At 59.8% G+C, this 20,435-nt stretch carries 18 protein-coding genes; 7 read left to right on the forward strand and 11 right to left on the reverse strand.

What is annotated here, in order from left to right:
* Nucleotides 1-62: 62 nt before the first annotated feature.
* From DK871_RS04025 to DK871_RS04055, 7 genes are all read right to left on the reverse strand, one after another.
* Nucleotides 63-485 (reverse strand): GNAT family N-acetyltransferase, encoded by a 423-nt coding sequence (locus tag DK871_RS04025; protein WP_032896670.1) that lies wholly within the window; start codon nt 483-485, stop codon nt 63-65.
* On the reverse strand, nt 478-1,644 hold the full coding sequence (locus DK871_RS04030) for a cupin domain-containing protein (protein WP_014718907.1): 1,167 nt from the start codon (nt 1,642-1,644) through the stop codon (nt 478-480). The genes DK871_RS04025 and DK871_RS04030 overlap by 8 nt, the downstream gene beginning before the upstream one ends.
* Nucleotides 1,645-1,728: 84 nt before the next feature.
* Nucleotides 1,729-3,099, reverse strand: a complete 1,371-nt coding sequence (purB, locus tag DK871_RS04035; protein WP_161904061.1) for an adenylosuccinate lyase — start codon at nt 3,097-3,099, stop codon at nt 1,729-1,731.
* A gap of 125 nt (nt 3,100-3,224) precedes the next feature.
* Nucleotides 3,225-3,848: a high frequency lysogenization protein HflD gene (gene hflD, locus DK871_RS04040; RefSeq protein ID WP_003192101.1), complete on the reverse strand. Its 624-nt coding sequence runs from the start codon at nt 3,846-3,848 to the stop codon at nt 3,225-3,227.
* On the reverse strand, nt 3,845-4,969 hold the full coding sequence (mnmA, locus tag DK871_RS04045; protein ID WP_161904062.1) for a tRNA 2-thiouridine(34) synthase MnmA: 1,125 nt from the start codon (nt 4,967-4,969) through the stop codon (nt 3,845-3,847). Before mnmA ends, hflD begins: the two co-directional genes overlap by 4 nt.
* A gap of 59 nt (nt 4,970-5,028) precedes the next feature.
* Nucleotides 5,029-5,475, reverse strand: a complete 447-nt coding sequence (locus DK871_RS04050) for an NUDIX hydrolase (protein WP_161904063.1) — start codon at nt 5,473-5,475, stop codon at nt 5,029-5,031.
* Nucleotides 5,476-5,772: 297 nt separating this feature from the next.
* Complete coding sequence (locus DK871_RS04055) at nt 5,773-7,998, reverse strand: NADP-dependent isocitrate dehydrogenase (RefSeq protein WP_161904064.1); 2,226 nt, start codon at nt 7,996-7,998, stop codon at nt 5,773-5,775.
* A gap of 483 nt (nt 7,999-8,481) precedes the next feature.
* Between DK871_RS04055 and icd the strand changes: the two genes are divergently transcribed.
* Complete coding sequence (icd, locus tag DK871_RS04060) at nt 8,482-9,738, forward strand: NADP-dependent isocitrate dehydrogenase (RefSeq protein ID WP_005789095.1); 1,257 nt, start codon at nt 8,482-8,484, stop codon at nt 9,736-9,738.
* 74 nt (nt 9,739-9,812) lie between these two features.
* On the opposite strand, the gene cspD is transcribed toward icd, so the two are convergent.
* The gene (gene cspD, locus DK871_RS04065; RefSeq protein WP_161904154.1) at nt 9,813-10,076 is read right to left on the reverse strand and encodes a cold shock domain-containing protein CspD; all 264 of its coding nucleotides are present in this window, start codon (nt 10,074-10,076) and stop codon (nt 9,813-9,815) included.
* Nucleotides 10,077-10,301: 225 nt separating this feature from the next.
* On the opposite strand from cspD, the gene clpS reads away from it, so the two are divergent.
* The gene (gene clpS, locus DK871_RS04070; protein ID WP_005789091.1) at nt 10,302-10,670 is read left to right on the forward strand and encodes an ATP-dependent Clp protease adapter ClpS; all 369 of its coding nucleotides are present in this window, start codon (nt 10,302-10,304) and stop codon (nt 10,668-10,670) included.
* 29 nt (nt 10,671-10,699) lie between these two features.
* Complete coding sequence (gene clpA / locus DK871_RS04075) at nt 10,700-12,970, forward strand: ATP-dependent Clp protease ATP-binding subunit ClpA (protein WP_003192090.1); 2,271 nt, start codon at nt 10,700-10,702, stop codon at nt 12,968-12,970.
* Nucleotides 12,971-13,375: 405 nt separating this feature from the next.
* Here clpA and infA read toward each other — a convergent pair whose 3' ends face one another.
* The 3 genes from infA to aat form a co-directional block, all read right to left on the reverse strand.
* A complete protein-coding gene (infA, locus tag DK871_RS04080; protein WP_002553999.1) occupies nt 13,376-13,594 on the reverse strand; it encodes a translation initiation factor IF-1 in 219 nt (72 codons plus the stop codon).
* A 100-nt stretch (nt 13,595-13,694) separates the two neighbouring features.
* Nucleotides 13,695-14,402 carry an arginyltransferase gene (locus DK871_RS04085; RefSeq protein WP_161904065.1) on the reverse strand — a complete coding sequence of 236 codons (708 nt, stop codon included), beginning with the start codon at nt 14,400-14,402 and terminating at the stop codon, nt 13,695-13,697.
* A 56-nt stretch (nt 14,403-14,458) separates the two neighbouring features.
* Nucleotides 14,459-15,139: a leucyl/phenylalanyl-tRNA--protein transferase gene (gene aat, locus DK871_RS04090; RefSeq protein ID WP_161904066.1), complete on the reverse strand. Its 681-nt coding sequence runs from the start codon at nt 15,137-15,139 to the stop codon at nt 14,459-14,461.
* A gap of 476 nt (nt 15,140-15,615) precedes the next feature.
* On the opposite strand from aat, the gene ftsK reads away from it, so the two are divergent.
* From ftsK to crcB, 4 genes are read left to right on the forward strand one after another with little or no spacing between them, the layout of a single operon-like run.
* Nucleotides 15,616-18,024, forward strand: coding sequence for a DNA translocase FtsK (gene ftsK / locus DK871_RS04095; RefSeq protein WP_003192084.1), 2,409 nt, complete (start codon nt 15,616-15,618; stop codon nt 18,022-18,024).
* A gap of 54 nt (nt 18,025-18,078) precedes the next feature.
* A complete protein-coding gene (lolA, locus tag DK871_RS04100) occupies nt 18,079-18,702 on the forward strand; it encodes an outer membrane lipoprotein chaperone LolA (RefSeq protein WP_003174700.1) in 624 nt (207 codons plus the stop codon).
* Nucleotides 18,703-18,729: 27 nt separating this feature from the next.
* Entirely contained in the window at nt 18,730-20,055 is a 1,326-nt protein-coding gene (locus DK871_RS04105; protein WP_044274590.1) for a replication-associated recombination protein A, read from the forward strand.
* Nucleotides 20,052-20,426 carry a fluoride efflux transporter CrcB gene (gene crcB / locus DK871_RS04110; RefSeq protein WP_003192080.1) on the forward strand — a complete coding sequence of 125 codons (375 nt, stop codon included), beginning with the start codon at nt 20,052-20,054 and terminating at the stop codon, nt 20,424-20,426. Before DK871_RS04105 ends, crcB begins: the two co-directional genes overlap by 4 nt.
* The last annotated feature ends 9 nt before the right edge of the window (nt 20,427-20,435 follow it).

The raw sequence follows: 20,435 nt of genomic DNA on the forward strand, positions 1-20,435 counted from the left end.
ACTTGGAATGCAGTCAAATGTGGGAGCTGGCTTGCCTGCGATAAAGGTGACTGGGTCTCGAATCAGCCCCCGCGCACCATATCCACATGCGGAATCCCGACTTCAAGAAACTCATCGCTGACAATCTTGAAACCCAGTCGCTCATAGAACGGCGCCGCATACACCTGCGCACTCAGGAACTGACGGGTCTGGCCACGTTGCTCGGCTACGCCAATCACGGCTTCCATCAGCTTGTCGCCGACTTTCAGCCCGCGCCAGTCCTTGAGCACCGATACGCGACCAATCTCGCCGCTGGGCAGCAGTCGAGCGGTGCCAATCGGGAAATCGCCTTCGAATGCCAGAAAATGCACCGCATCGGCATCATCGGCGTCCCACTCGAGTTCAGGCGGAACCGATTGTTCGGCGATAAATACCGCTTCACGAATGCGCCGAATCTCGTCGATATCCTTTCGCCAGTCCGCGACACTTACGTGAATTTTATTCATCCGCGAACCCCAGGCTGCCTTGCTTGACCAGTTCGCACAGCAGGTCGCGACCGTCTTCGTCGGCCAGCCACTCGCCCAGGTTTTCGCTGTGCAGTGCATCGGCCGAGCACACCAGCTTCAACAGTTCACGCAGTTTGCCTGGGAGGTAACGGCTCTGGCCGCTGGCGAACAGCAGGACGTCGTCGTCCACTTCGGACCAGGCCAGGCGCGCGCTCGGGTTGCGCACCAGGATCGCGCCGTCTTGCAGGCTGTTGATGAAGTCTTCTTCGCCCAACTCTTCGCCGGCTACCAGTTCCGGGTAGCGTGGTTCGGTCATGAACTGGCCGAACCAGGTCAGCAGCATGCGCTCATCGCTCATGTGCTCGGCGAGCAGACCCTTGAGGCGGTCCAGTGCGTCGCCCTGAATCTGGTGCGGGTCGCTGACCGGCTGAGCGTCGGCGTCGGTGTAGCGCTCCTCGTCGGTCAGGTACTGGCTGAGGAAGTCGGTGAAGTGGGTCAGCACTTCGGCGGCGCTCGGCGCACGGAAGCCCACGGAATAGGTCATGCAGTCGTCTTCGGCAATGCCGAAATGCGCCAGGCGTGGCGGCAGGTAGAGCATGTCGCCCGGTTCCAGTACCCATTCGGCGCTTTCTTCGAATTCGGCGAGGATGCGCAGGTCGGCGTGTTGCAGCAACGGGCTTTCGGAATTGCACATCTGGCCGATCTTCCAGTTGCGCTTGCCCTGGGCCTGCAGCAGGAACACATCGTAGTTATCGAAATGCGGACCGACGCTGCCACCCGGCGCGGCGAAGCTGATCATCACATCGTCGATACGCCAGCTCGGCAGGAAGCGGAAGTGCTCCAGCAGCTCAGCCACTTCCGGCACGAACTGGTCGACCGCCTGCACCAGCAGGGTCCACTCACGCTCGGGCAGGGTGCTGAAAGCGTCTTCGGCGAACGGGCCACGACGCAGTTCCCACGGGCGCTCGCCGTGTTCGATCACCAGGCGCGACTCGACTTCTTCTTCCAGGGCCAGGCCTGCCAGTTCGTCGGCGTCGATCGGGCTTTCGAAGTCAGGGATGGCCTGGCGGATCAGCAGCGGTTTTTTCTGCCAGTAGTCGCGCAGGAATTCCCGTGCCGTGATGCCGCCCAGAAGTTGAAGAGGGATATCAGGATTCATGTGTAACCTATTGAAAAAAAGCACTTTTAAGACAGGAATAAAAACGCCCGGCGCGGCCGGGCGTCTCAAAGGAGCTTGCTTGGATCAGATGCGCTTGGCTTGCGCTACAGCGTTGCCGATGTAGTTGGCCGGGGTGAGCAGTTTCAGCTCGGCCTTGGCCGCGGCTGGCATGTCCAGGCCGTCGATGAAAGTTTGCAGTGCTTCGGGGCTGATGCCCTTGCCGCGCGTCAATTCTTTCAGCTTCTCGTAGGGGTTTTCGATGTTGTAGCGGCGCATTACGGTCTGGATCGGCTCGGCCAATACTTCCCAGCACGCGTCCAGGTCAGCGGCAATCTTCTGCTCGTTGAGCTCCAGCTTGCTGATGCCTTTGAGGCTGGCTTCGTACGCGATCACGCTGTGGGCAAAGCCCACGCCGAGGTTGCGCAGTACGGTGGAGTCGGTCAGGTCGCGCTGCCAGCGGGAGATCGGCAACTTGCTGGCCAGGTGCTGGAACAGGGCGTTGGCGATGCCCAAGTTGCCTTCGGAGTTTTCGAAGTCGATCGGGTTGACCTTGTGCGGCATGGTCGAAGAACCGATTTCGCCGGCAATGGTGCGTTGCTTGAAGTAGCCCAGGGAGATGTAGCCCCAGATATCGCGATCGAAATCGATCAGGATGGTGTTGAAGCGTGCGATAGCGTCGAACAGCTCGGCGATGTAGTCGTGCGGTTCGATCTGCGTGGTGTAGGGGTTGAAGCCCAGGCCCAGTTCGTCTTCGATGAAGGCGCGGGCGTTGGCTTCCCAGTCGATCTCAGGGTAAGCCGACAGGTGCGCGTTGTAGTTGCCTACGGCGCCGTTCATCTTGCCCAGCAATGGCACGGCGGCGACTTGGGCGATCTGGCGCTCCAGGCGGTACACCACGTTGGCCAGTTCTTTGCCCAGTGTCGTCGGCGAGGCCGGCTGGCCGTGGGTGCGCGACAGCATCGGCACGGCAGCGAAACGGATTGCCAACTCGCGGATGGCTTCGGCAGTCTGGCGCATCAGCGGCAGCATCACGTCATCACGGCCTTCGCGCAGCATCAGGGCGTGGGACAGGTTGTTGATGTCCTCGCTGGTGCAGGCAAAGTGGATGAACTCGCTGACCTGGGCCAGTTCCGGCAGTTGGGCCGCTTGCTCTTTGAGCAGGTACTCGATGGCTTTTACATCGTGGTTGGTGGTGCGCTCGATCTCTTTCACACGCTCGGCGTGCTCCAGGGAGAAGTTTTCCGCCAGGGTGTTCAATACAGCGTTGGCCTCGGCGGAGAACGCCGGCACTTCGCTGATGGCGGGATGAGCGGCCAGGCGCTGGAGCCAGCGCACTTCAACCAGGACACGGGCACGGATCAGGCCGTACTCGCTGAAAATAGGGCGCAGGGCCTGGGTTTTGCCGGCGTAGCGGCCGTCAACAGGGGAAACCGCAGTGAGCGAAGAGAGCTGCATGGGGTGTTCTCGGACAGTCGGGCAACGAAATGGGGCGCGTATCATACATGAAAAAATCCGCCGGTCCGTCGCCAACTGACCGGCGTATTACGCGTAATGGCTTGAAAACAGCCTGCTGGTGCGACTTATTCGTTGCGCATCAACGGGTAAAGCTCTTTGAGCAATTTGCGTCGGCTGATCACCAGCTGCCAGCGATGACCGCCCAGTTGGCGCCACAAGCGTGCCGAACGAATACCGGCCAGCAGCAGGGCGCGGATTTTCGACGCATTGTTGGGTTGCTGCAGGTTGCGCATGTCGCCGTGCACCTGGATACGCTGGCGCAGGGTGCTCAAGGTGTCCTGGTACAGCGCACCACAGGCGGCAATCACGTTTTCGTGGGCCGGGCCGAAGTGTTCTACCTGGGATTGGATCTGCGGCAAGCGCTTGCCGATGGTGTCCAGCAGGTCGTCGCGCTTGGCCAACTGGCGCTCAAGGCCAAGCATCGACAGGGCGTAGCGCAACGGTTCGCGCTGCAAGGTGCTGGGGTCGCGCTCCAGGGCGCCGATCAGGGCGCGATAGCCTTCACGCAGCGCCAAGTCGTCGCCGCCGTAAACCTCAAGGGTGTCCTTGGGGTCGCGGATCAGCAGGCTGCCGAGCATGCAGGTCAGGCCGGCTTCCGTGACCTGGCCGGTCTTGGCGATCTTGTCCACCAGTACCGCAGCGAGAAACACACCGCCAAGGGCCGTCAATTGCTCCTGGGTCGGGCTCATGCCGGATTGCTCCAGGCTTGCGCGACTTCAATCACGCCGCCGCCCAGGCAGATCTCGCCGTCATAGAACACCACGGACTGGCCAGGGGTGACCGCGCGTTGCGGGTCATCGAAGGTGGCGCGGTAACCGGTGGCGGTCTTTTCCAGGGTGCAGGGCTGGTCGCTCTGGCGATAACGCACTTTGGCGGTCAGGCGGCGCGGGGTGCTCAAGTCGATCGGGTTGACCCAGTAGATCTCGGAAGCGAGCAGGGCGCCGGAGAACAGCAGCGGGTGCTCATTGCCTTGGCCGACCACCAGCACGTTGTTTTCCAGGTCTTTGACCAGCACGTACCACGGCTCTTCGCCAGCGTCCTTCAGGCCGCCAATGCCCAGGCCCTGGCGCTGGCCGATGGTGTGGTACATCAGGCCATGGTGACGGCCGATCACTTCACCGTCGGTGGTCTTGATCTCGCCCGGTTGCGCGGGCAGGTATTGCTTGAGGAAGTCGCTGAAGCGCCGCTCGCCGATAAAGCAGATACCGGTGGAGTCTTTCTTCTTGGCGGTGGCCAGGCCGTGTTTCTCGGCGATCTTGCGCACTTCGGGCTTTTCCAGCTCGCCGACCGGGAACAGGGTCTTGGCGATCTGTTCACCGCCCACGGCGTGCAGGAAGTAGCTCTGGTCCTTGTTCGGGTCCAGGCCCTTGAGCAATTCGGTGTGGCCATCGATATCGCGACGGCGCACGTAATGGCCGGTAGCTATTAGGTCGGCGCCGAGCATCATGGCGTAGTCGAGGAACGCCTTGAACTTGATTTCGCGGTTGCACAGGATGTCCGGGTTCGGCGTGCGGCCGGCCTTGTATTCGGCCAGGAAGTGCTCGAACACGTTGTCCCAGTATTCAGCGGCGAAGTTGGCGGTGTGCAGCTTGATACCGATCTTGTCGCACACGGCCTGGGCGTCCGCCAAGTCGTCCATGGCGGTGCAGTATTCCGTTCCATCGTCTTCTTCCCAGTTCTTCATGAACAGGCCTTCCACCTCATAACCCTGCTCCATGAGCAGAACGGCGGAAACGGAAGAATCCACGCCGCCGGACATGCCGACGATGACGCGCTTCTTTTGTGTGTCAGAAGGGGCTGGATCACGCATAGGGTTTCAACGGGTGTCTTGAAAAAGGACGCGATTCTAGCAGGCCTGGGCCCGCAAGGCTAAAGAGAAGGGCGGATCAATTCGAGACTGTGGCGTTGGCCGGCCAGGTAATCATCGATGCAGCGGATAATCAGCTCGCTGCGCCAGTCGTCGCGCACGGCCATCAGCTCGTCACGGGTCAGCCAGCGGGCGCGCAGGATGCCTTCGTCGAGTTGATACTCCGGGTGGTGTCTCAGGGCTTTGGCGATAAAGCAGACCCGTTGGTAGGTCACGCCATTGCTTGGTGCGGTGTACAGGTAGATGCCGACGATGCCGGTGGCTTCCACGTCCCAGCCGGTTTCTTCGAGGGTTTCGCGCACGGCGGCTTCGGTCAGGGTTTCGTTCGGGTCCAGGTGGCCGGCGGGCTGGTTGAGCACGGCGCGGCCGCCCTTGAGTTCTTCGACCATCAGGAAGCGGCCGTTGTCTTCGACGATGGTGGCGACGGTGATGTGGGGGAGCCAGGTCATTGCAAACCTCGGTATCTGGAAGGTGGTACGGTCGATGTGGGAGCTGGCTTGCCTTAATGCCAGTCAGTTAAGCGGTAGTTGCCTTCTGTAGGAGCGAGCTTGCTCGCGAAAAACGTCAACGATAACGCGTGCTTGCTGAATGAACGCGGCGCCTTTGAGTTTTTCGCGAGCAAGCTCGCTCCTACAGACTGCAATCGCAGGCAAGCCAGCTCCCACATTTGATGGGGTTTCTTCAGTGAAGTCCCGATAAACAGAAACCCCGGCACTTGGCCGGGGCTTCTTTGCATCCTTACAACCTTACTTCAACTTGGCAATCGCCGCATTGAGGGTGTTGCTTGGGCGCATGGCTTTGCTGGTCAGCTCTGGGTTCGGCGCGTAGTAGCCGCCGATGTCCACTGGCTTGCCCTGTACGGCGTTGAGTTCGGCAACGATGGTTGCTTCATTCTCGGCCAGGGTTTTGGCCAATTCACCAAACTGCGCTTGCAGTGCAGTGTCTTCAGTCTGGGCGGCCAGGGCTTGTGCCCAGTACAGCGCCAGGTAGAAGTGGCTGCCGCGGTTGTCGATGTTGCCGACTTTGCGCGATGGCGACTTGTTGTTGTCCAGGAACTGGCCAGTGGCCTGGTCCAGGGTCTTGGACAGCACCAGGGCTTTGGGGTTGTTGTACGTCACACCCAAATGCTCAAGGGACGCGGCCAGGGCCAGGAACTCGCCCAAAGAATCCCAGCGCAGGAAGTTTTCTTCCAGCAGTTGCTGCACGTGCTTTGGAGCCGAGCCGCCAGCGCCGGTTTCGAACAGGCCGCCACCGTTCATCAGCGGCACGATCGACAGCATCTTGGCGCTGGTGCCCAGTTCCATGATCGGGAACAGGTCGGTCAGGTAGTCGCGCAATACGTTGCCGGTCACCGAGATGGTGTCCAGGCCCTTGCGGGTGCGCTCCAGGGTGAACTTCATCGCATCGACCGGGGCCATGATGCGGATGTCCAGGCGTTCGGTGTTGTGGTCTTTGAGGTAAGCCTGAACTTTCTCGACGACTACACCATCGTGGGCGCGCTTGGGGTCCAGCCAGAAGATGGCCGGGGTGTTGCTGGCGCGAGCACGGTTGACGGCGAGCTTGACCCAGTCCTGGATCGGCGCGTCTTTGGTCTGGCACATGCGGAAGATGTCGCCAGCTTCGACGTTCTGTTCCATCAGCAGGTTGCCCTGGCTGTCGGTGACGCGGACAACGCCGTCAGCCTTGATCTGGAAGGTCTTGTCGTGGGAGCCGTACTCTTCGGCTTTCTTGGCCATCAGGCCAACGTTTGGCACGCTGCCCATGGTGGTTGGGTCGAACGCGCCATTGGCCTTGCAGTCTTCGATGACCGCCTGGTAGATGGTGGCGTAGCAGCGATCCGGGATCACAGCCTTGGTGTCGTGCAGCTGGCCGTCGGTGCCCCACATCTTGCCGGAGTCACGGATCATCGCTGGCATCGAGGCGTCGACGATCACGTCGCTCGGCACGTGCAGGTTGGTGATGCCTTTGTCGGAGTTGACCATCGCCAGGGCAGGGCGCGCGGCGTAGACCGCCTGGATGTCGGCTTCGATCTGCGCTTGCTGGTCGGCCGGCAGCGCCTTGATGCGGGCGTACAGGTCGCCGATGCCGTTGTTCAGATTGAAGCCGATCTGTTCCAGCACGGTGGCGTGCTTGGCCAGGGCGTCTTTATAGAACTCGGCAACGATCTGGCCGAACATGATCGGGTCGGAGACCTTCATCATGGTGGCTTTCAAGTGAACCGACAGCAGCACGCCTTGCTTCTTGGCGTCTTCGATTTCAGCGGCGATGAAGCTGCGCAGGGCTTTCTTGCTCAGCACGGCGGTGTCGATGATTTCGCCGGCCTGTACGTTGGTCTTTTCCTTCAGAACGGTGGTGGTGCCGTCCTTTGCAACCAGCGCAATTTTCACAGCGTCAGCGGCTTCGATCTGCACGGCTTTTTCGCTGCCGTAGAAGTCGCCGTTGTTCATGTGGGCAATGTGCGACTTGGAGTCGGCAGCCCAGGCGCCCATCTTGTGCGGGTGCTTGCGTGCGTAGTTTTTGACCGACAGCGGTGCGCGACGGTCAGAGTTGCCTTCGCGCAGGACCGGGTTCACGGCGCTGCCCTTGACCTTGTCGTAACGTGCACGGGTTTCTTTTTCCGCGTCGGTGGTTACGGTTTCAGGGTAGTCCGGCAGGGCGTAGCCCTGGGCCTGCAGTTCCTTGATCGCGGCTTGCAGCTGCGGGGTCGAGGCGCTGATGTTGGGAAGCTTGATGATGTTGGCTTCAGGCGTAACGGCCAGGTCGCCCAGTTCGGCGAGGTGGTCCGGGATGGCCTTGGTGCCCAGTTGCTCGGGGAAGCTTGCGAGGATGCGCCCGGCGAGGGAAATGTCGCGGGTTTCCACGGCAATATCAGCGGAAGCGGTGAAGGCCTCTACGATAGGCAGCAGTGAATAGGTGGCGAGGGCTGGGGCTTCGTCGGTGAAGGTATAGATGATCTTCGAGCGGGTGGGCATATTCGGATTAACTCTCTTCTTTGCTGAAAGCGTGCGCAGAAACTCGAGATGCGCCGGGTAGAGCGCGTTCGTTCAAAGTCATCCATGAGCGAAATGTCGAGGTTTCTTCGCGGTGATTTTGGTTTGCATCAGTCGAGCGTCAAGCGGGTGGGCTATGGTAATAGTCCGGCTTTCTGGCGAAAGGCTACGTTCTAGAGCGGTCCGCCGTCGTGACTCTTTGGTCAGCGGCGGCATTATACATAGGTCGCTATGCTTACGCTGAGCCTTCATACAAAAGGGGGCTCGTCCATTGGTCTAAAGGTCGCAGGTGCGTGGGGTGGTGAGATGTGCTCAAGATTGGCGCTTTTCCCTTTGCTTTCAGGCTTGTAGGCCACCAAATGTGCTGTTTTCGATGCAAATGAGCATGGCGTGAGGTTTCAGTCGCCATTTATCTGGAGTAGGCTCGAACGCAGCCAGATGTTCAATCCATAGATGGAGTTCAGCATGGGATACAAGAAGATTCAGGTTCCGGCAGTCGGCGACAAAATCACCGTCAATGCAGACCATTCTCTCAATGTTCCTGACCAACCGATCATCCCCTACATCGAAGGAGACGGTATTGGCGTCGACATCAGCCCGGTGATGATCAAGGTGGTCGATGCCGCTGTTGAAAAGGCTTACGGCGGCAAGCGCAAAATCTCCTGGATGGAGGTGTACGCTGGCGAAAAGGCCACTCAAGTCTACGACCAGGACACCTGGCTGCCCCAGGAAACCCTGGATGCGGTCAAGGATTACGTGGTGTCTATCAAGGGCCCCCTGACCACGCCGGTCGGTGGTGGTATCCGTTCGTTGAACGTAGCGCTGCGCCAGCAACTCGACCTCTATGTGTGCCTACGCCCGGTGCGCTGGTTCGAAGGCGTCCCCAGCCCGGTGAAAAAGCCTGGCGACGTGGACATGACCATCTTCCGTGAGAACTCCGAGGATATTTACGCGGGCATCGAGTGGAAGGCCGGTTCGCCGGAAGCGATCAAGGTGATCAAGTTCCTCAAGGAGGAAATGGGCGTTACCAAGATCCGTTTCGACCAGGATTGCGGGATCGGCGTCAAACCGGTCTCCAAAGAGGGCACCAAGCGCCTGGCGCGCAAGGCCTTGCAGTATGTGGTGGATAACGACCGCGATTCGCTGACCATCGTGCACAAAGGCAACATCATGAAGTTCACCGAGGGTGCCTTCAAGGAGTGGGCCTACGAAGTGGCGGCTGAAGAGTTTGGTGCGACACTGCTCGACGGCGGGCCTTGGATGCAGTTCAAGAACCCCAAGACCGGCAAGAATGTAGTGGTCAAGGATGCGATTGCTGACGCCATGCTCCAGCAGATCCTGCTGCGCCCGGCCGAGTATGACGTGATCGCCACGCTCAACCTCAATGGTGACTACCTGTCCGATGCCTTGGCGGCGGAAGTGGGCGGTATTGGTATTGCACCGGGGGCCAACTTGTCTGACACCGTGGCAATGTTTGAAGCCACCCACGGTACTGCGCCTAAATATGCGGGCAAGGATCAGGTCAATCCAGGTTCATTGATCCTGTCGGCGGAAATGATGCTGCGGCATATGGGCTGGGTCGAAGCGGCTGACTTGATCATCAAGGGCACCAATGGCGCGATTTCGGCCAAGACCGTGACTTATGACTTCGAGCGTCTGATGGATGGTGCTACGTTGGTGTCGTCGTCGGGCTTCGGTGATGCGTTGATCAAACATATGTAAACAGGCAGACAGAACCGGCCGCCCTGATGATCCAGGGCGGCCGGTTTGCGTTCAATGCTTTATTCAGTGGCTGGTCAGGCCCGTTGCTTCTCTGATTTTTCAACCTTTGTCTGTTTCGCACTCTCCGCAGGGGCAGGCGTAGGAGCAATATTTACGGCATGCATGCCTTTTGGCCCTTGAATGATTTCAAAGCTTACAGGCTGACCCGCCTTCAACGTTTTGTACCCATCTATATTGATCGCTGAGTAATGCGCAAAAAGGTCTTCACTCTTGCCGTCTTCAATAATGAAGCCGTAACCCTTGGCATTGTTGAACCACTTGACCTTCCCACTTAGCATCGCGATATCCCTCTGCACCAGACTCCATCACTGGAGTATCATCCTGTCTATCCGTCCTAACCCGAATAAATAAGGTTGACTGCGCGGACCTTTTTTACCCACTGTGGGCTCTATTCGTTGTAACACCGTTTCGCCGATAGTCAAGGTGACCAAAGGGTCAGAGTTGAAAATCTGACAGGTCGCCCCCACCACTGTAATTGAACCACTGACGAACCTTTCTTTCCCATGCATGCAAACAGCCAGATTCGACTAACATTCAATCAGGATCGCCCGGATCAGGAACATGACGACGACGGTTCTGCAGGCATTGCTGTTCAGGAGGCGAAGCCTGCTTTACAGGCGCCGCCGATGTACAAGGTGGTTTTGTTTAATGATGACTACACACCGATGGATTTCGTCGTCGAAGTGCTCGAGGTGTTTTTTAACCTGAACCGCGAGTTGGCGACCAAGGTAATGCTGGCCGTTCACACAGAAGGACGGGCAGTATGTGGAGTGTTTACCCGCGACATCGCCGAGACAAAGGCCATGCAGGTCAACCAGTACGCCAGGGAAAGCCAGCATCCGCTACTCTGTGAAATCGAGAAGGACGGTTAACGCCGACCACTTGGGTATGAGGTGAAGCTATGTTAAACCGCGAGCTCGAAGTCACCCTCAATCTTGCCTTCAAGGAGGCTCGTTCGAAGCGTCATGAATTCATGACCGTCGAACACCTTTTGCTGGCACTTTTGGATAACGAAGCTGCCGCCACGGTCCTGCGTGCGTGCGGCGCCAATCTTGACAAGCTCAAGCATGACCTGCAGGAGTTTATCGACTCCACCACGCCACTGATCCCCGTGCATGACGAGGACCGCGAAACCCAGCCAACCCTGGGCTTCCAGCGGGTATTGCAGCGTGCTGTGTTCCACGTACAGAGCTCCGGTAAGCGTGAGGTCACAGGCGCGAACGTGCTGGTGGCGATTTTCAGCGAACAGGAAAGCCAGGCCGTGTTCCTGCTCAAGCAGCAGAGCGTTGCCCGTATTGATGTGGTCAATTACATCGCCCATGGTATCTCCAAGGTGCCTGGGCACGGCGATCATTCCGAGGGTGAGCAGGACATGCAGGACGAGGAGGGCGGTGAGTCTTCTTCTTCCAGCAACCCGCTGGATGCTTATGCCAGCAACCTCAATGAAATGGCACGCCAGGGGCGGATCGATCCGCTGGTGGGGCGTGAGCATGAGGTTGAGCGGGTAGCGCAGATCCTGGCGCGTCGTCGCAAGAACAACCCATTGCTGGTGGGCGAGGCGGGCGTGGGTAAAACCGCGATTGCCGAAGGCCTGGCCAAGCGCATCGTCGACAACCAGGTGCCAGACCTGCTGGCCAGCAGTGTCGTCTACTCTCTTGACCTGGGCGCGTTACTCGCCGGGACCAAGTACCGTGGCGATTTCGAGAAGCGCTTCAAGGCGTTGCTCGGCGAGCTGAAAAAACGCCCGCAGGCCATCCTGTTCATCGACGAGATCCATACCATCATTGGCGCCGGCGCGGCTTCCGGTGGGGTGATGGACGCTTCCAACCTGCTCAAGCCACTGCTGTCCTCCGGTGATATCCGCTGCATTGGTTCGACCACGTTCCAAGAATTTCGCGGCATCTTCGAAAAAGACCGTGCCCTGGCGCGTCGCTTCCAGAAAGTTGACGTGTCCGAGCCGTCGGTTGAAGACACCATCGGCATCCTGCGCGGGCTCAAGGGGCGTTTTGAAGCGCACCATGGCATCGAGTACACCGATGAGGCCCTGCGTGCGGCGGCTGAGTTGGCGTCGCGCTACATCAACGACCGCCACATGCCCGACAAGGCCATCGATGTGATCGACGAGGCGGGTGCCTACCAGCGCCTGCAGCCGGTCGAGAAGCGCGTGAAGCGCATCGACGTGCCTCAGGTCGAGGACATCGTGGCCAAGATCGCGCGGATTCCGCCAAAACACGTCACCAGTTCCGACAAGGAACTGCTGCGTAACCTGGAGCGCGACCTCAAGCTCACCGTGTTTGGCCAGGATGCGGCCATCGACTCGCTGTCCACGGCGATCAAATTGTCCCGTGCGGGCCTCAAGTCGCCGGACAAGCCAGTCGGTTCGTTCCTGTTCGCAGGCCCGACCGGCGTCGGCAAGACCGAGGCGGCTCGCCAGTTAGCCAAGGCCATGGGTATCGAGCTGGTGCGGTTTGACATGTCCGAGTACATGGAGCGCCACACGGTGTCGCGCTTGATCGGCGCGCCTCCGGGCTATGTCGGCTTCGACCAGGGCGGCCTGTTGACCGAGGCGATCACCAAGCAGCCACACTGCGTATTGTTGCTCGATGAAATCGAAAAGGCTCACCCGGAAGTCTTCAACCTGCTGTTGCAGGTCATGGACCACGGCACCCTGACCGACAACAACGGGCGCAAGGCGGACTTCCGCAACGTCATCGTGATCATGACCACCAACGCCGGTGCTGAAACCGCGGCGCGGGCTTCGATCGGCTTTACGCATCAGGATCACTCGTCTGATGCCATGGAAGTGATCAAGAAGAGCTTCACGCCGGAGTTCCGCAACCGCCTGGACACCATTATCCAGTTTGGTCGCCTCAGCCATGAGGTCATCAAAAGCGTGGTGGACAAGTTCCTCACCGAGCTTCAAGCGCAGTTGGAAGACAAGCGCGTGCAGCTGGATGTGACGGAAGCGGCCCGCAGTTGGATCGCAGAGGGCGGCTACGATGCGGCAATGGGCGCACGCCCAATGGCGCGTCTGATCCAGGACAAGATCAAGCGGCCATTGGCCGAAGAGATCCTGTTCGGCGAACTCTCCGACCATGGCGGCGTGGTGCACATCGACCTGAAGGACGGCGAGCTGACCTTCGAGTTCGAGACCACGGCGGAAATGGCCTGATAGCGGTAAACCTGTAGGAGCGAGCTTGCTCGCGAAGATCGTCAACGATAACGCATGCTGTCTGATTCGCCGCGTTGTCCTTGGGTTCTTCGCGAGCAAGCTCGCTCCTACAGTTGTTTTTGCAGTCCCTATAAATCCTGCACACACAAAAAACGCCCGGCATAACCGGGCGTTTTGTGTTCTCCGAGCATGGCGGCGTGGTGCACATCGACCTGCAGGACGGGTAAACCTGTAGGAGCGAGCTTGCTCGCGAAGATCGTCAACGATAACGCATGCTGTTTGATTCGCCGCGTTGTCCTTGGGTTCTTCGCGAGCAAGCTCGCTCCTACAGTTGTTTTTGCAGTCCCTATAAATCCTGCGCACACAAAAACGCCCGGCATAACCGGGCGTTTTGTATTGACTTGCTTAGCGAGCGCGGTAAGTGATGCGCCCTTTGCTCAAGTCATAGGGCGTCAGCTCGACGCGCACTTTGTCACCGGTAAGAATACGAATGTAGTTCTTGCGCATCTTGCCGGAGATATGCGCGGTTACGACGTGCCCATTTTCCAACTCCACACGAAACATGGTGTTGGGCAGGGTGTCGACGACAGTGCCTTCCATTTCGAAGCTGTCTTCTTTCGACATGCAGTAAAGCCCTCGGTATCCAGTGAATGGCCCGGTGCAACTGCGCCAGGCAAAAGCGGCGTGCATTGTGCCCGAAAAAGGGTGTTCAAGCCAAGGGGTTCTAGTTAAGCGTGACCCATCTTTGATTAATCAGCAGCTCAATGGGCCGATATTGGGTCTTGTAGTTCATCTTTTTGCAGTTCTTGATCCAGTATCCGAGGTACACCGCTTCCAGCTCCAGGCGCAGCGCTTCGCCTATTTGCCACAGGATGGCGAAGCGCCCGAGGCTGCGGCGTTCTTCGGTCGGTTCGTAGAAGGTGTACACCGCCGAGAGGCCGTTGGGCAGCAGGTCGGTTACCGCCACGGCCAGCAGGCGGCCGTCGAGGCGGAACTCGTAGAAGCGCGAAAAGGGCAGGTCACGCACCAGGAACGTAGAAAATTGGTCGCGGCTGGGCGGATACATATCGCCGTCGGCGTGGCGCTGTTCGATATAGCGTTGGTAGAGATCGAAATATTCTTCGCTGTATTGGGGTCTAGTAGCGTGTACGGTCAAGTCGGCGTTGCGCTTGAGAATGCGCTTCTGGTTGCGGTCGGGCGAAAACTGCGCCACCGGGATGCGCGCAGGCACGCAGGCATTACAGTTCTGGCAATGGGGGCGGTACAGGTGATCGCCGCTGCGCCGAAAGCCCATCTCGGACAGGTCGGCATACACATGCACGTCCATGGGCTGGCTGGGATCGAGGAACAGCGTGGTGGCCTGCTCGTCGGGCAGATAGCTGCATGAGTGGGCTTGAGTGGCATAGAACTTCAAGCGCGCCAGCTCGGTCATGATCAACCCTCGGGATAAGCTTTGAAATAAGTGTAAGCCACGTGCGCGAAAGTCGCCTAGGAAACCCATGGCCCAGCGTTGGGCTGGTCCAGATGTTTATGCAGGAAATCAGCGAAGACGCTGCGCGGTATGCCGCGGGCACCCAGGCTGTGCAGGTGATCGTTGGGCATCTGGCAGTCGATCAGCACAAACCCCCAGGCTTGCAGTTTCCGGGTCAACGTGGCGAAACCGAATTTGGAGGCGTTGTCGGCGCGGCTGAACATGGACTCGCCAAAAAACAACTGGCCCATCGCCAGGCCATATAGCCCGCCCACCAGTTCGCCCTGGTCCCAGACCTCGACGGAATGCGCATAGCCGCGCTGGTGCAGCTCCAGGTAGGCCTGCTGGATGCCTTCGGTGATCCAGGTGCCATCGGCGTAGGCGCGCGGCGCGGCGCAGGCTTGGATGACGGCGGCGAAATCCTGGTCGAAGGTCACGGTATAGCGCTGCTGGCGCAGTAATTTGCCCAGGCTGCGGGAAACATGCAGCTCGTCGGGGAATATCACTGTGCGCGGGTCGGGTGACCACCAGAGGATAGGCTGGCCTTCGGAGAACCAGGGGAAGCAGCCATGGCGGTAGGCCTGGATCAATCGTTCGGCCGACAGGTCGCCACCGGCGGCGAGCAGGCCGTTGGGTTCGCGCATGGCCTTGGCCAGGGGAGGGAACGTCAGGGTGTCGCGTTGTAACCAGGTCAGCATGGCATCCAGGCTTACGGTAGGGGAGGGGAGTGGCAGGTCATTCACCTGCGCCGCAAGCGTTGATTATTGACGACCCGGCGCCACGGGGCCAGCCCGAATAGGCTATTGACGTGGATTAGCATGAGGGGGTGTTTCTGCAACTCTGCACACCGGGTGTGGTCGTAATCGGGTCTGGCGCATGCCGGCTCAATGCCAAGCTTGCCTGGATTGCTAAATACAGCTCATAAGCCTTTGTCAGCAAAGGCAATGCATGCTCAAATTGTGCGTGCAGTCAGGTGAGGGGCAAGTGTGTGGCATCGCGCACGCAAACCCGTACAATGCGGCCATTGTGGCGTTATCGCCATTTCACCTATCCGTCACCGGGTGTTAAAAGTAGATTCAGCAACATTCGTTCATTTTTCAGCTGCTCCGGATAGAGCAGTCGTGTGTAGTCATTCAACAGATGGACGCGCTAAAGGCGCAGGAATAGACCCGTTTTGAAGAAATCCGCCGCAGCACCTAAAGCAGCAGTCGTACCGGCCTGGCGCCAGCACCTGCATTACCGACTCAAGGAAGGCGCACTGATTGCCATCGGTGCGCTGTGCCTGTTCCTGATGATGGCCTTGCTCACCTATGGCAAGGACGATCCGGGCTGGAGCCATAACAGCAAGATCGATGATGTGCAGAATTTCGGCGGCCCGGTAGGTTCCTACAGCGCCGATATCCTCTTCATGATCCTGGGTTACTTCGCCTACATTTTCCCGCTGTTGCTGGCGATCAAGACCTGGCAGATCTTCCGCCAGCGTCACGAGCCGTGGCAGTGGAGCGGCTGGCTGTTCTCCTGGCGCCTGATCGGCCTGGTGTTCCTGGTGCTCTCGGGCGCGGCGCTGGCGCATATCCACTTCCATGCCCCGACCGGCCTGCCGGCGGGCGCGGGCGGGGCCCTGGGCGAAAGCCTTGGCGACCTGGCGCGCAGAACCCTGAATATCCAGGGCAGCACCCTGATGTTCATCGCGCTGTTCCTGTTCGGCCTCACGGTATTCACCGACCTGTCATGGTTCAAGGTGATGGACGTGACCGGCAAGATCACCCTCGACCTGTTCGAATTGTTCCAGGGCGCCGCCAACCGCTGGTGGGCCGCCCGTGTTGAGCGCAAGCAAATGGTGGCGCAGCTGCGTGAGGTGGACACCCGTGTCAACGAGGTGGTGGCCCCAAGCACGCCGGATCGACGCGAGCAAGCCAAGGTCAAGGAGCGCTTGATCGAGCGCGAGCAGGCCCTGAGCAAGCACATGTCGGACCGTGAAAAGCAGGTGCCGCCGGTGATCGCCCCGGCACCGCCCAAGGCGCCGGAGCCCAGCCATCGCGTGCAAAAAGAGAAACAGGCACCGTTGTTTATCGACAGCGCTGTCGAAGGCACCTTGCCGCCGATCTCGATTCTGGACCCGGCCGAAAAGAAACAACTCAACTATTCCCCCGAATCCCTGGCGGCCGTCGGCCACCTGCTGGAAATCAAGCTCAAGGAATTCGGCGTCGAAGTGTCGGTGGACTCGATCCATCCTGGCCCGGTGATTACCCGTTACGAAATCCAACCGGCCGCCGGGGTAAAGGTCAGCCGCATTTCCAACCTGGCCAAAGACTTGGCGCGTTCCCTGGCCGTGACCAGCGTGCGCGTGGTGGAAGTGATCCCGGGCAAGACCACCGTGGGTATCGAGATTCCCAACGAAGACCGGCAGATCGTGCGCTTCTCCGAAGTGCTGTCGACCCCGGAATACGACAACTTCAAATCGCCGGTCACCCTGGCGCTCGGCCATGACATCGGCGGCAAGCCGGTGATTACCGACCTGGCGAAAATGCCGCACCTGCTGGTAGCCGGCACCACCGGCTCCGGTAAGTCGGTGGGTGTGAACGCCATGATCCTGTCAATCCTGTTCAAGTCCGGGCCGGATGACGCCAAGCTGATCATGATCGACCCGAAGATGTTGGAACTGTCGATCTACGAAGGCATTCCACACCTGCTGTGCCCGGTGGTCACCGACATGAAGGACGCCGCTAACGCATTGCGTTGGAGCGTTGCCGAGATGGAGCGCCGCTACAAGCTGATGGCGAAGATGGGCGTGCGTAACCTGTCGGGCTTCAACGCCAAGGTCAAGGAAGCCCAGGACGCCGGCACACCGCTGACCGACCCGCTGTACAAGCGCGAAAGCATTCACGATGAAGCGCCGTTGCTGACCAAGCTGCCGACCATCGTGGTGGTGGTCGATGAATTTGCCGACATGATGATGATCGTCGGCAAGAAGGTTGAGGAACTGATCGCCCGTATCGCCCAGAAGGCGCGGGCGGCAGGTATCCACCTGATCCTCGCGACCCAGCGCCCGTCGGTGGACGTGATCACCGGCCTGATCAAGGCCAACATCCCGACGCGCATGGCGTTCCAGGTCTCCAGCAAGATCGACTCGCGCACCATCATCGACCAGGGTGGCGCCGAGCAACTGCTGGGCCACGGTGACATGCTCTACATGCCGCCGGGCACCAGCCTGCCGATTCGCGTTCACGGTGCCTTTGTTTCCGATGACGAAGTGCACCGTGTGGTCGAAGCGTGGAAGCTGCGCGGTGCGCCGGAATATAACGACGACATTCTCGCTGGCGTGGAAGAGGCCGGCAGCGGCTTCGACGGTGGCAGCAGCGGTGGCGACGATGATGCTGAAACCGACGCACTCTACGACGAGGCCGTTGCCTTCGTACTGGAAAGCCGCCGCGCCTCGATTTCCGCAGTGCAGCGCAAGCTGAAAATCGGCTACAACCGCGCCGCCCGCATGATCGAAGCCATGGAAATGGCCGGCGTCGTGACCGCAATGAACACCAATGGCTCGCGTGAAGTCATCGCCCCTGGGCAGATGCGCGACTGATCCCGCGCCGCGTGGCAACACGCGGCGTGCCCTGACTACTCAATGAGGACTCCCATGCGCTTTATCCGCATGCTGTTGTTGCCGGCCCTGGCCCTGACCGCTGTTTCGGCTCACGCTGACCCGGCTTCCGTTGCCAGCCTGAAGAACCTGTTGGACAAATCCCAGACCCTCACCGCGCGTTTCTCCCAGCTGACCCTGGATGCGGGCGGCACCCAGCTGCAGGAAACCGCCGGTGAAATGGCCGTGCAGCGCCCAGGGCTGTTCTACTGGCATACCGAAGGCAAGGCGGAGCAGACCATCGTTTCCGACGGCCAGAAAGTCACGCTGTGGGACCCGGACCTGGAACAGGCCACCATCAAGAAGCTCGATCCGCGCCTGAACCAGACCCCAGCGCTGCTGCTGTCGGGTGATGTGTCGAAAATCAACGACAGCTTCGACATCACCTCCAAGCAGACCAGCAACGTCATCGAGTTCACCCTCAAGCCAAAATCCAAGGACACGCTGTTTGACACGCTGTCCCTGTCGTTCGGCAACGGCGTGATCAACAACATGCGCCTGGTCGACAGCGTCGGCCAGCGCACCGATATCCTGTTCTCCGGGGTCAAGGCTAACCAGCCGGTGCCCGCGTCCAAGTTCAAGTTCGACATCCCCAAGGGTGCCGACGTGATCCAGGAATAAACTGCCCAGAGGTTTCAAACGCTGCCCATGGATCTGTTTCGAAGTGACCCAATTGCCCAGCCATTGGCCGCGCGCTTGCGTTCGACCAACCTGGATGAGTACGTCGGTCAGGAACACCTGCTCGCTCGGGGCAAGCCCTTGCGTGAAGCCCTGGAGCAGGGTGCGTTGCATTCGATGATTTTCTGGGGCCCGCCGGGCGTGGGCAAGACCACCCTGGCGCGGTTGCTGGCGAAAGTCTCGGACGCGCACTTTGAAACGGTCTCGGCGGTGCTCGCCGGGGTCAAGGAGATCCGCCAGGCGGTGGAAGTCGCCAAGCAGCAGGCCGGGCAATACGGCAAGCGCACTATCCTGTTCGTCGACGAAGTGCATCGCTTCAACAAGTCGCAGCAGGATGCGTTCCTGCCTTATGTCGAGGACGGTACGCTGATCTTTATCGGCGCCACCACCGAAAACCCGTCCTTTGAATTGAACAACGCGTTGCTGTCACGGGCGCGGGTCTATGTGCTCAAGAGCCTGGATGAAGCGGCGATGCACAAGCTGCTGCACCGCGCCTTGAGCGAAGACAAGGGCCTGGGCAAGCGCCAGCTGAGCCTCAGCGATGAAGGCTTCAAGATTCTGCTGACCGCCGCCGATGGTGACGGGCGCCGCTTTCTCAACCTGCTGGAGAACGCCTCCGACCTGGCCGAAGACGGCGGCGAGATTGGTGTCGACCTGTTGCAAAGCCTGCTGGGTGACACACGTCGGCGTTTCGACAAGGGCGGCGAAGCCTTCTACGACCAGATTTCCGCGCTGCACAAATCCGTACGCGGTTCCAACCCTGACGGCGCGCTGTACTGGTTTGCGCGCATGATCGATGGCGGGTGCGACCCGTTGTACCTGGCGCGCCGCGTGGTGCGCATGGCCAGCGAAGACATCGGCAATGCCGACCCACGCGCCTTGAGCCTGTGCCTGGCCGCCTGGGAGGTGCAGGAGCGCCTCGGCAGCCCGGAAGGCGAGCTGGCGGTGGCCCAGGCCATCACCTACCTGGCCTGCGCGCCGAAAAGCAACGCGGTGTACATGGGCTTCAAGTCGGCCCTGCGTGCGGCCGCCGAACATGGCTCCCTCGAGGTGCCGCTGCACCTGCGCAACGCGCCGACCAAGCTGATGAAGCAGCTGGGGTATGGCGACGAATACCGTTATGCCCACGATGAACCGGACGCCTATGCGGCCGGTGAAGACTACTTCCCCGATGAGCTGGCGCCGCAGCCGTTCTATCAGCCGGTGCCCCGTGGCCTGGAGCTGAAGATCGGTGAAAAGCTCAATCACCTGGCCACCCTCGACCGTCTGAGCCCCCGGCAGCGGAGAAAGTCATGATTCCTTTGGTGGTCGCGGTCTCGGCGGGAGGTATCGCCGGTACACTGCTGCGCTTTGCCACCGGTAATTGGATCAACGCCAATTGGCCGAAACACTTCTATACGGCGACGCTCGCCGTTAATATCGTGGGCTGCCTGTTGATCGGCGTGTTATACGGCCTGTTTTTGTTACGCCCGGAAGTGCCTGTCGAGGTACGTGCCGGCTTGATGGTTGGCTTTCTTGGCGGCCTGACGACTTTTTCATCCTTTTCACTGGATACCGTGCGCCTGCTGGAAAGCGGGCAAGTGCCGCTGGCGATTGGCTATGCGGCCATCAGCGTATTCGGCGGGCTGCTCGCCACTTGGGCTGGCCTGTCCTTGACCAAACTTTGATAACGAGAG

The organism is Pseudomonas sp. L13 (assembly GCF_009935965.1).
GTDB lineage: Bacteria > Pseudomonadota > Gammaproteobacteria > Pseudomonadales > Pseudomonadaceae > Aquipseudomonas > Aquipseudomonas lactis.

Bases quoted from the DNA above. Each gene is read 5' to 3' on its own strand.
- DK871_RS04025 (WP_032896670.1), bottom strand. From the start codon at position 485: ATGAATAAAATTCACGTAAGTGTCGCGGACTGGCGAAAGGATATCGAC.
- DK871_RS04030 (WP_014718907.1), bottom strand. From the start codon at position 1,644: ATGAATCCTGATATCCCTCTTCAACTTCTGGGCGGCATCACGGCACGG.
- purB (WP_161904061.1), bottom strand. From the start codon at position 3,099: ATGCAGCTCTCTTCGCTCACTGCGGTTTCCCCTGTTGACGGCCGCTAC.
- hflD (WP_003192101.1), bottom strand. From the start codon at position 3,848: ATGAGCCCGACCCAGGAGCAATTGACGGCCCTTGGCGGTGTGTTTCTC.
- mnmA (WP_161904062.1), bottom strand. From the start codon at position 4,969: ATGCGTGATCCAGCCCCTTCTGACACACAAAAGAAGCGCGTCATCGTC.
- DK871_RS04050 (WP_161904063.1), bottom strand. From the start codon at position 5,475: ATGACCTGGCTCCCCCACATCACCGTCGCCACCATCGTCGAAGACAAC.
- DK871_RS04055 (WP_161904064.1), bottom strand. From the start codon at position 7,998: ATGCCCACCCGCTCGAAGATCATCTATACCTTCACCGACGAAGCCCCA.
- icd (WP_005789095.1), top strand. From the start codon at position 8,482: ATGGGATACAAGAAGATTCAGGTTCCGGCAGTCGGCGACAAAATCACC.
- cspD (WP_161904154.1), bottom strand. From the start codon at position 10,076: ATGCTAAGTGGGAAGGTCAAGTGGTTCAACAATGCCAAGGGTTACGGC.
- clpS (WP_005789091.1), top strand. From the start codon at position 10,302: ATGCATGCAAACAGCCAGATTCGACTAACATTCAATCAGGATCGCCCG.
- clpA (WP_003192090.1), top strand. From the start codon at position 10,700: ATGTTAAACCGCGAGCTCGAAGTCACCCTCAATCTTGCCTTCAAGGAG.
- infA (WP_002553999.1), bottom strand. From the start codon at position 13,594: ATGTCGAAAGAAGACAGCTTCGAAATGGAAGGCACTGTCGTCGACACC.
- DK871_RS04085 (WP_161904065.1), bottom strand. From the start codon at position 14,402: ATGACCGAGCTGGCGCGCTTGAAGTTCTATGCCACTCAAGCCCACTCA.
- aat (WP_161904066.1), bottom strand. From the start codon at position 15,139: ATGCTGACCTGGTTACAACGCGACACCCTGACGTTCCCTCCCCTGGCC.
- lolA (WP_003174700.1), top strand. From the start codon at position 18,079: ATGCGCTTTATCCGCATGCTGTTGTTGCCGGCCCTGGCCCTGACCGCT.
- DK871_RS04105 (WP_044274590.1), top strand. From the start codon at position 18,730: ATGGATCTGTTTCGAAGTGACCCAATTGCCCAGCCATTGGCCGCGCGC.
- crcB (WP_003192080.1), top strand. From the start codon at position 20,052: ATGATTCCTTTGGTGGTCGCGGTCTCGGCGGGAGGTATCGCCGGTACA.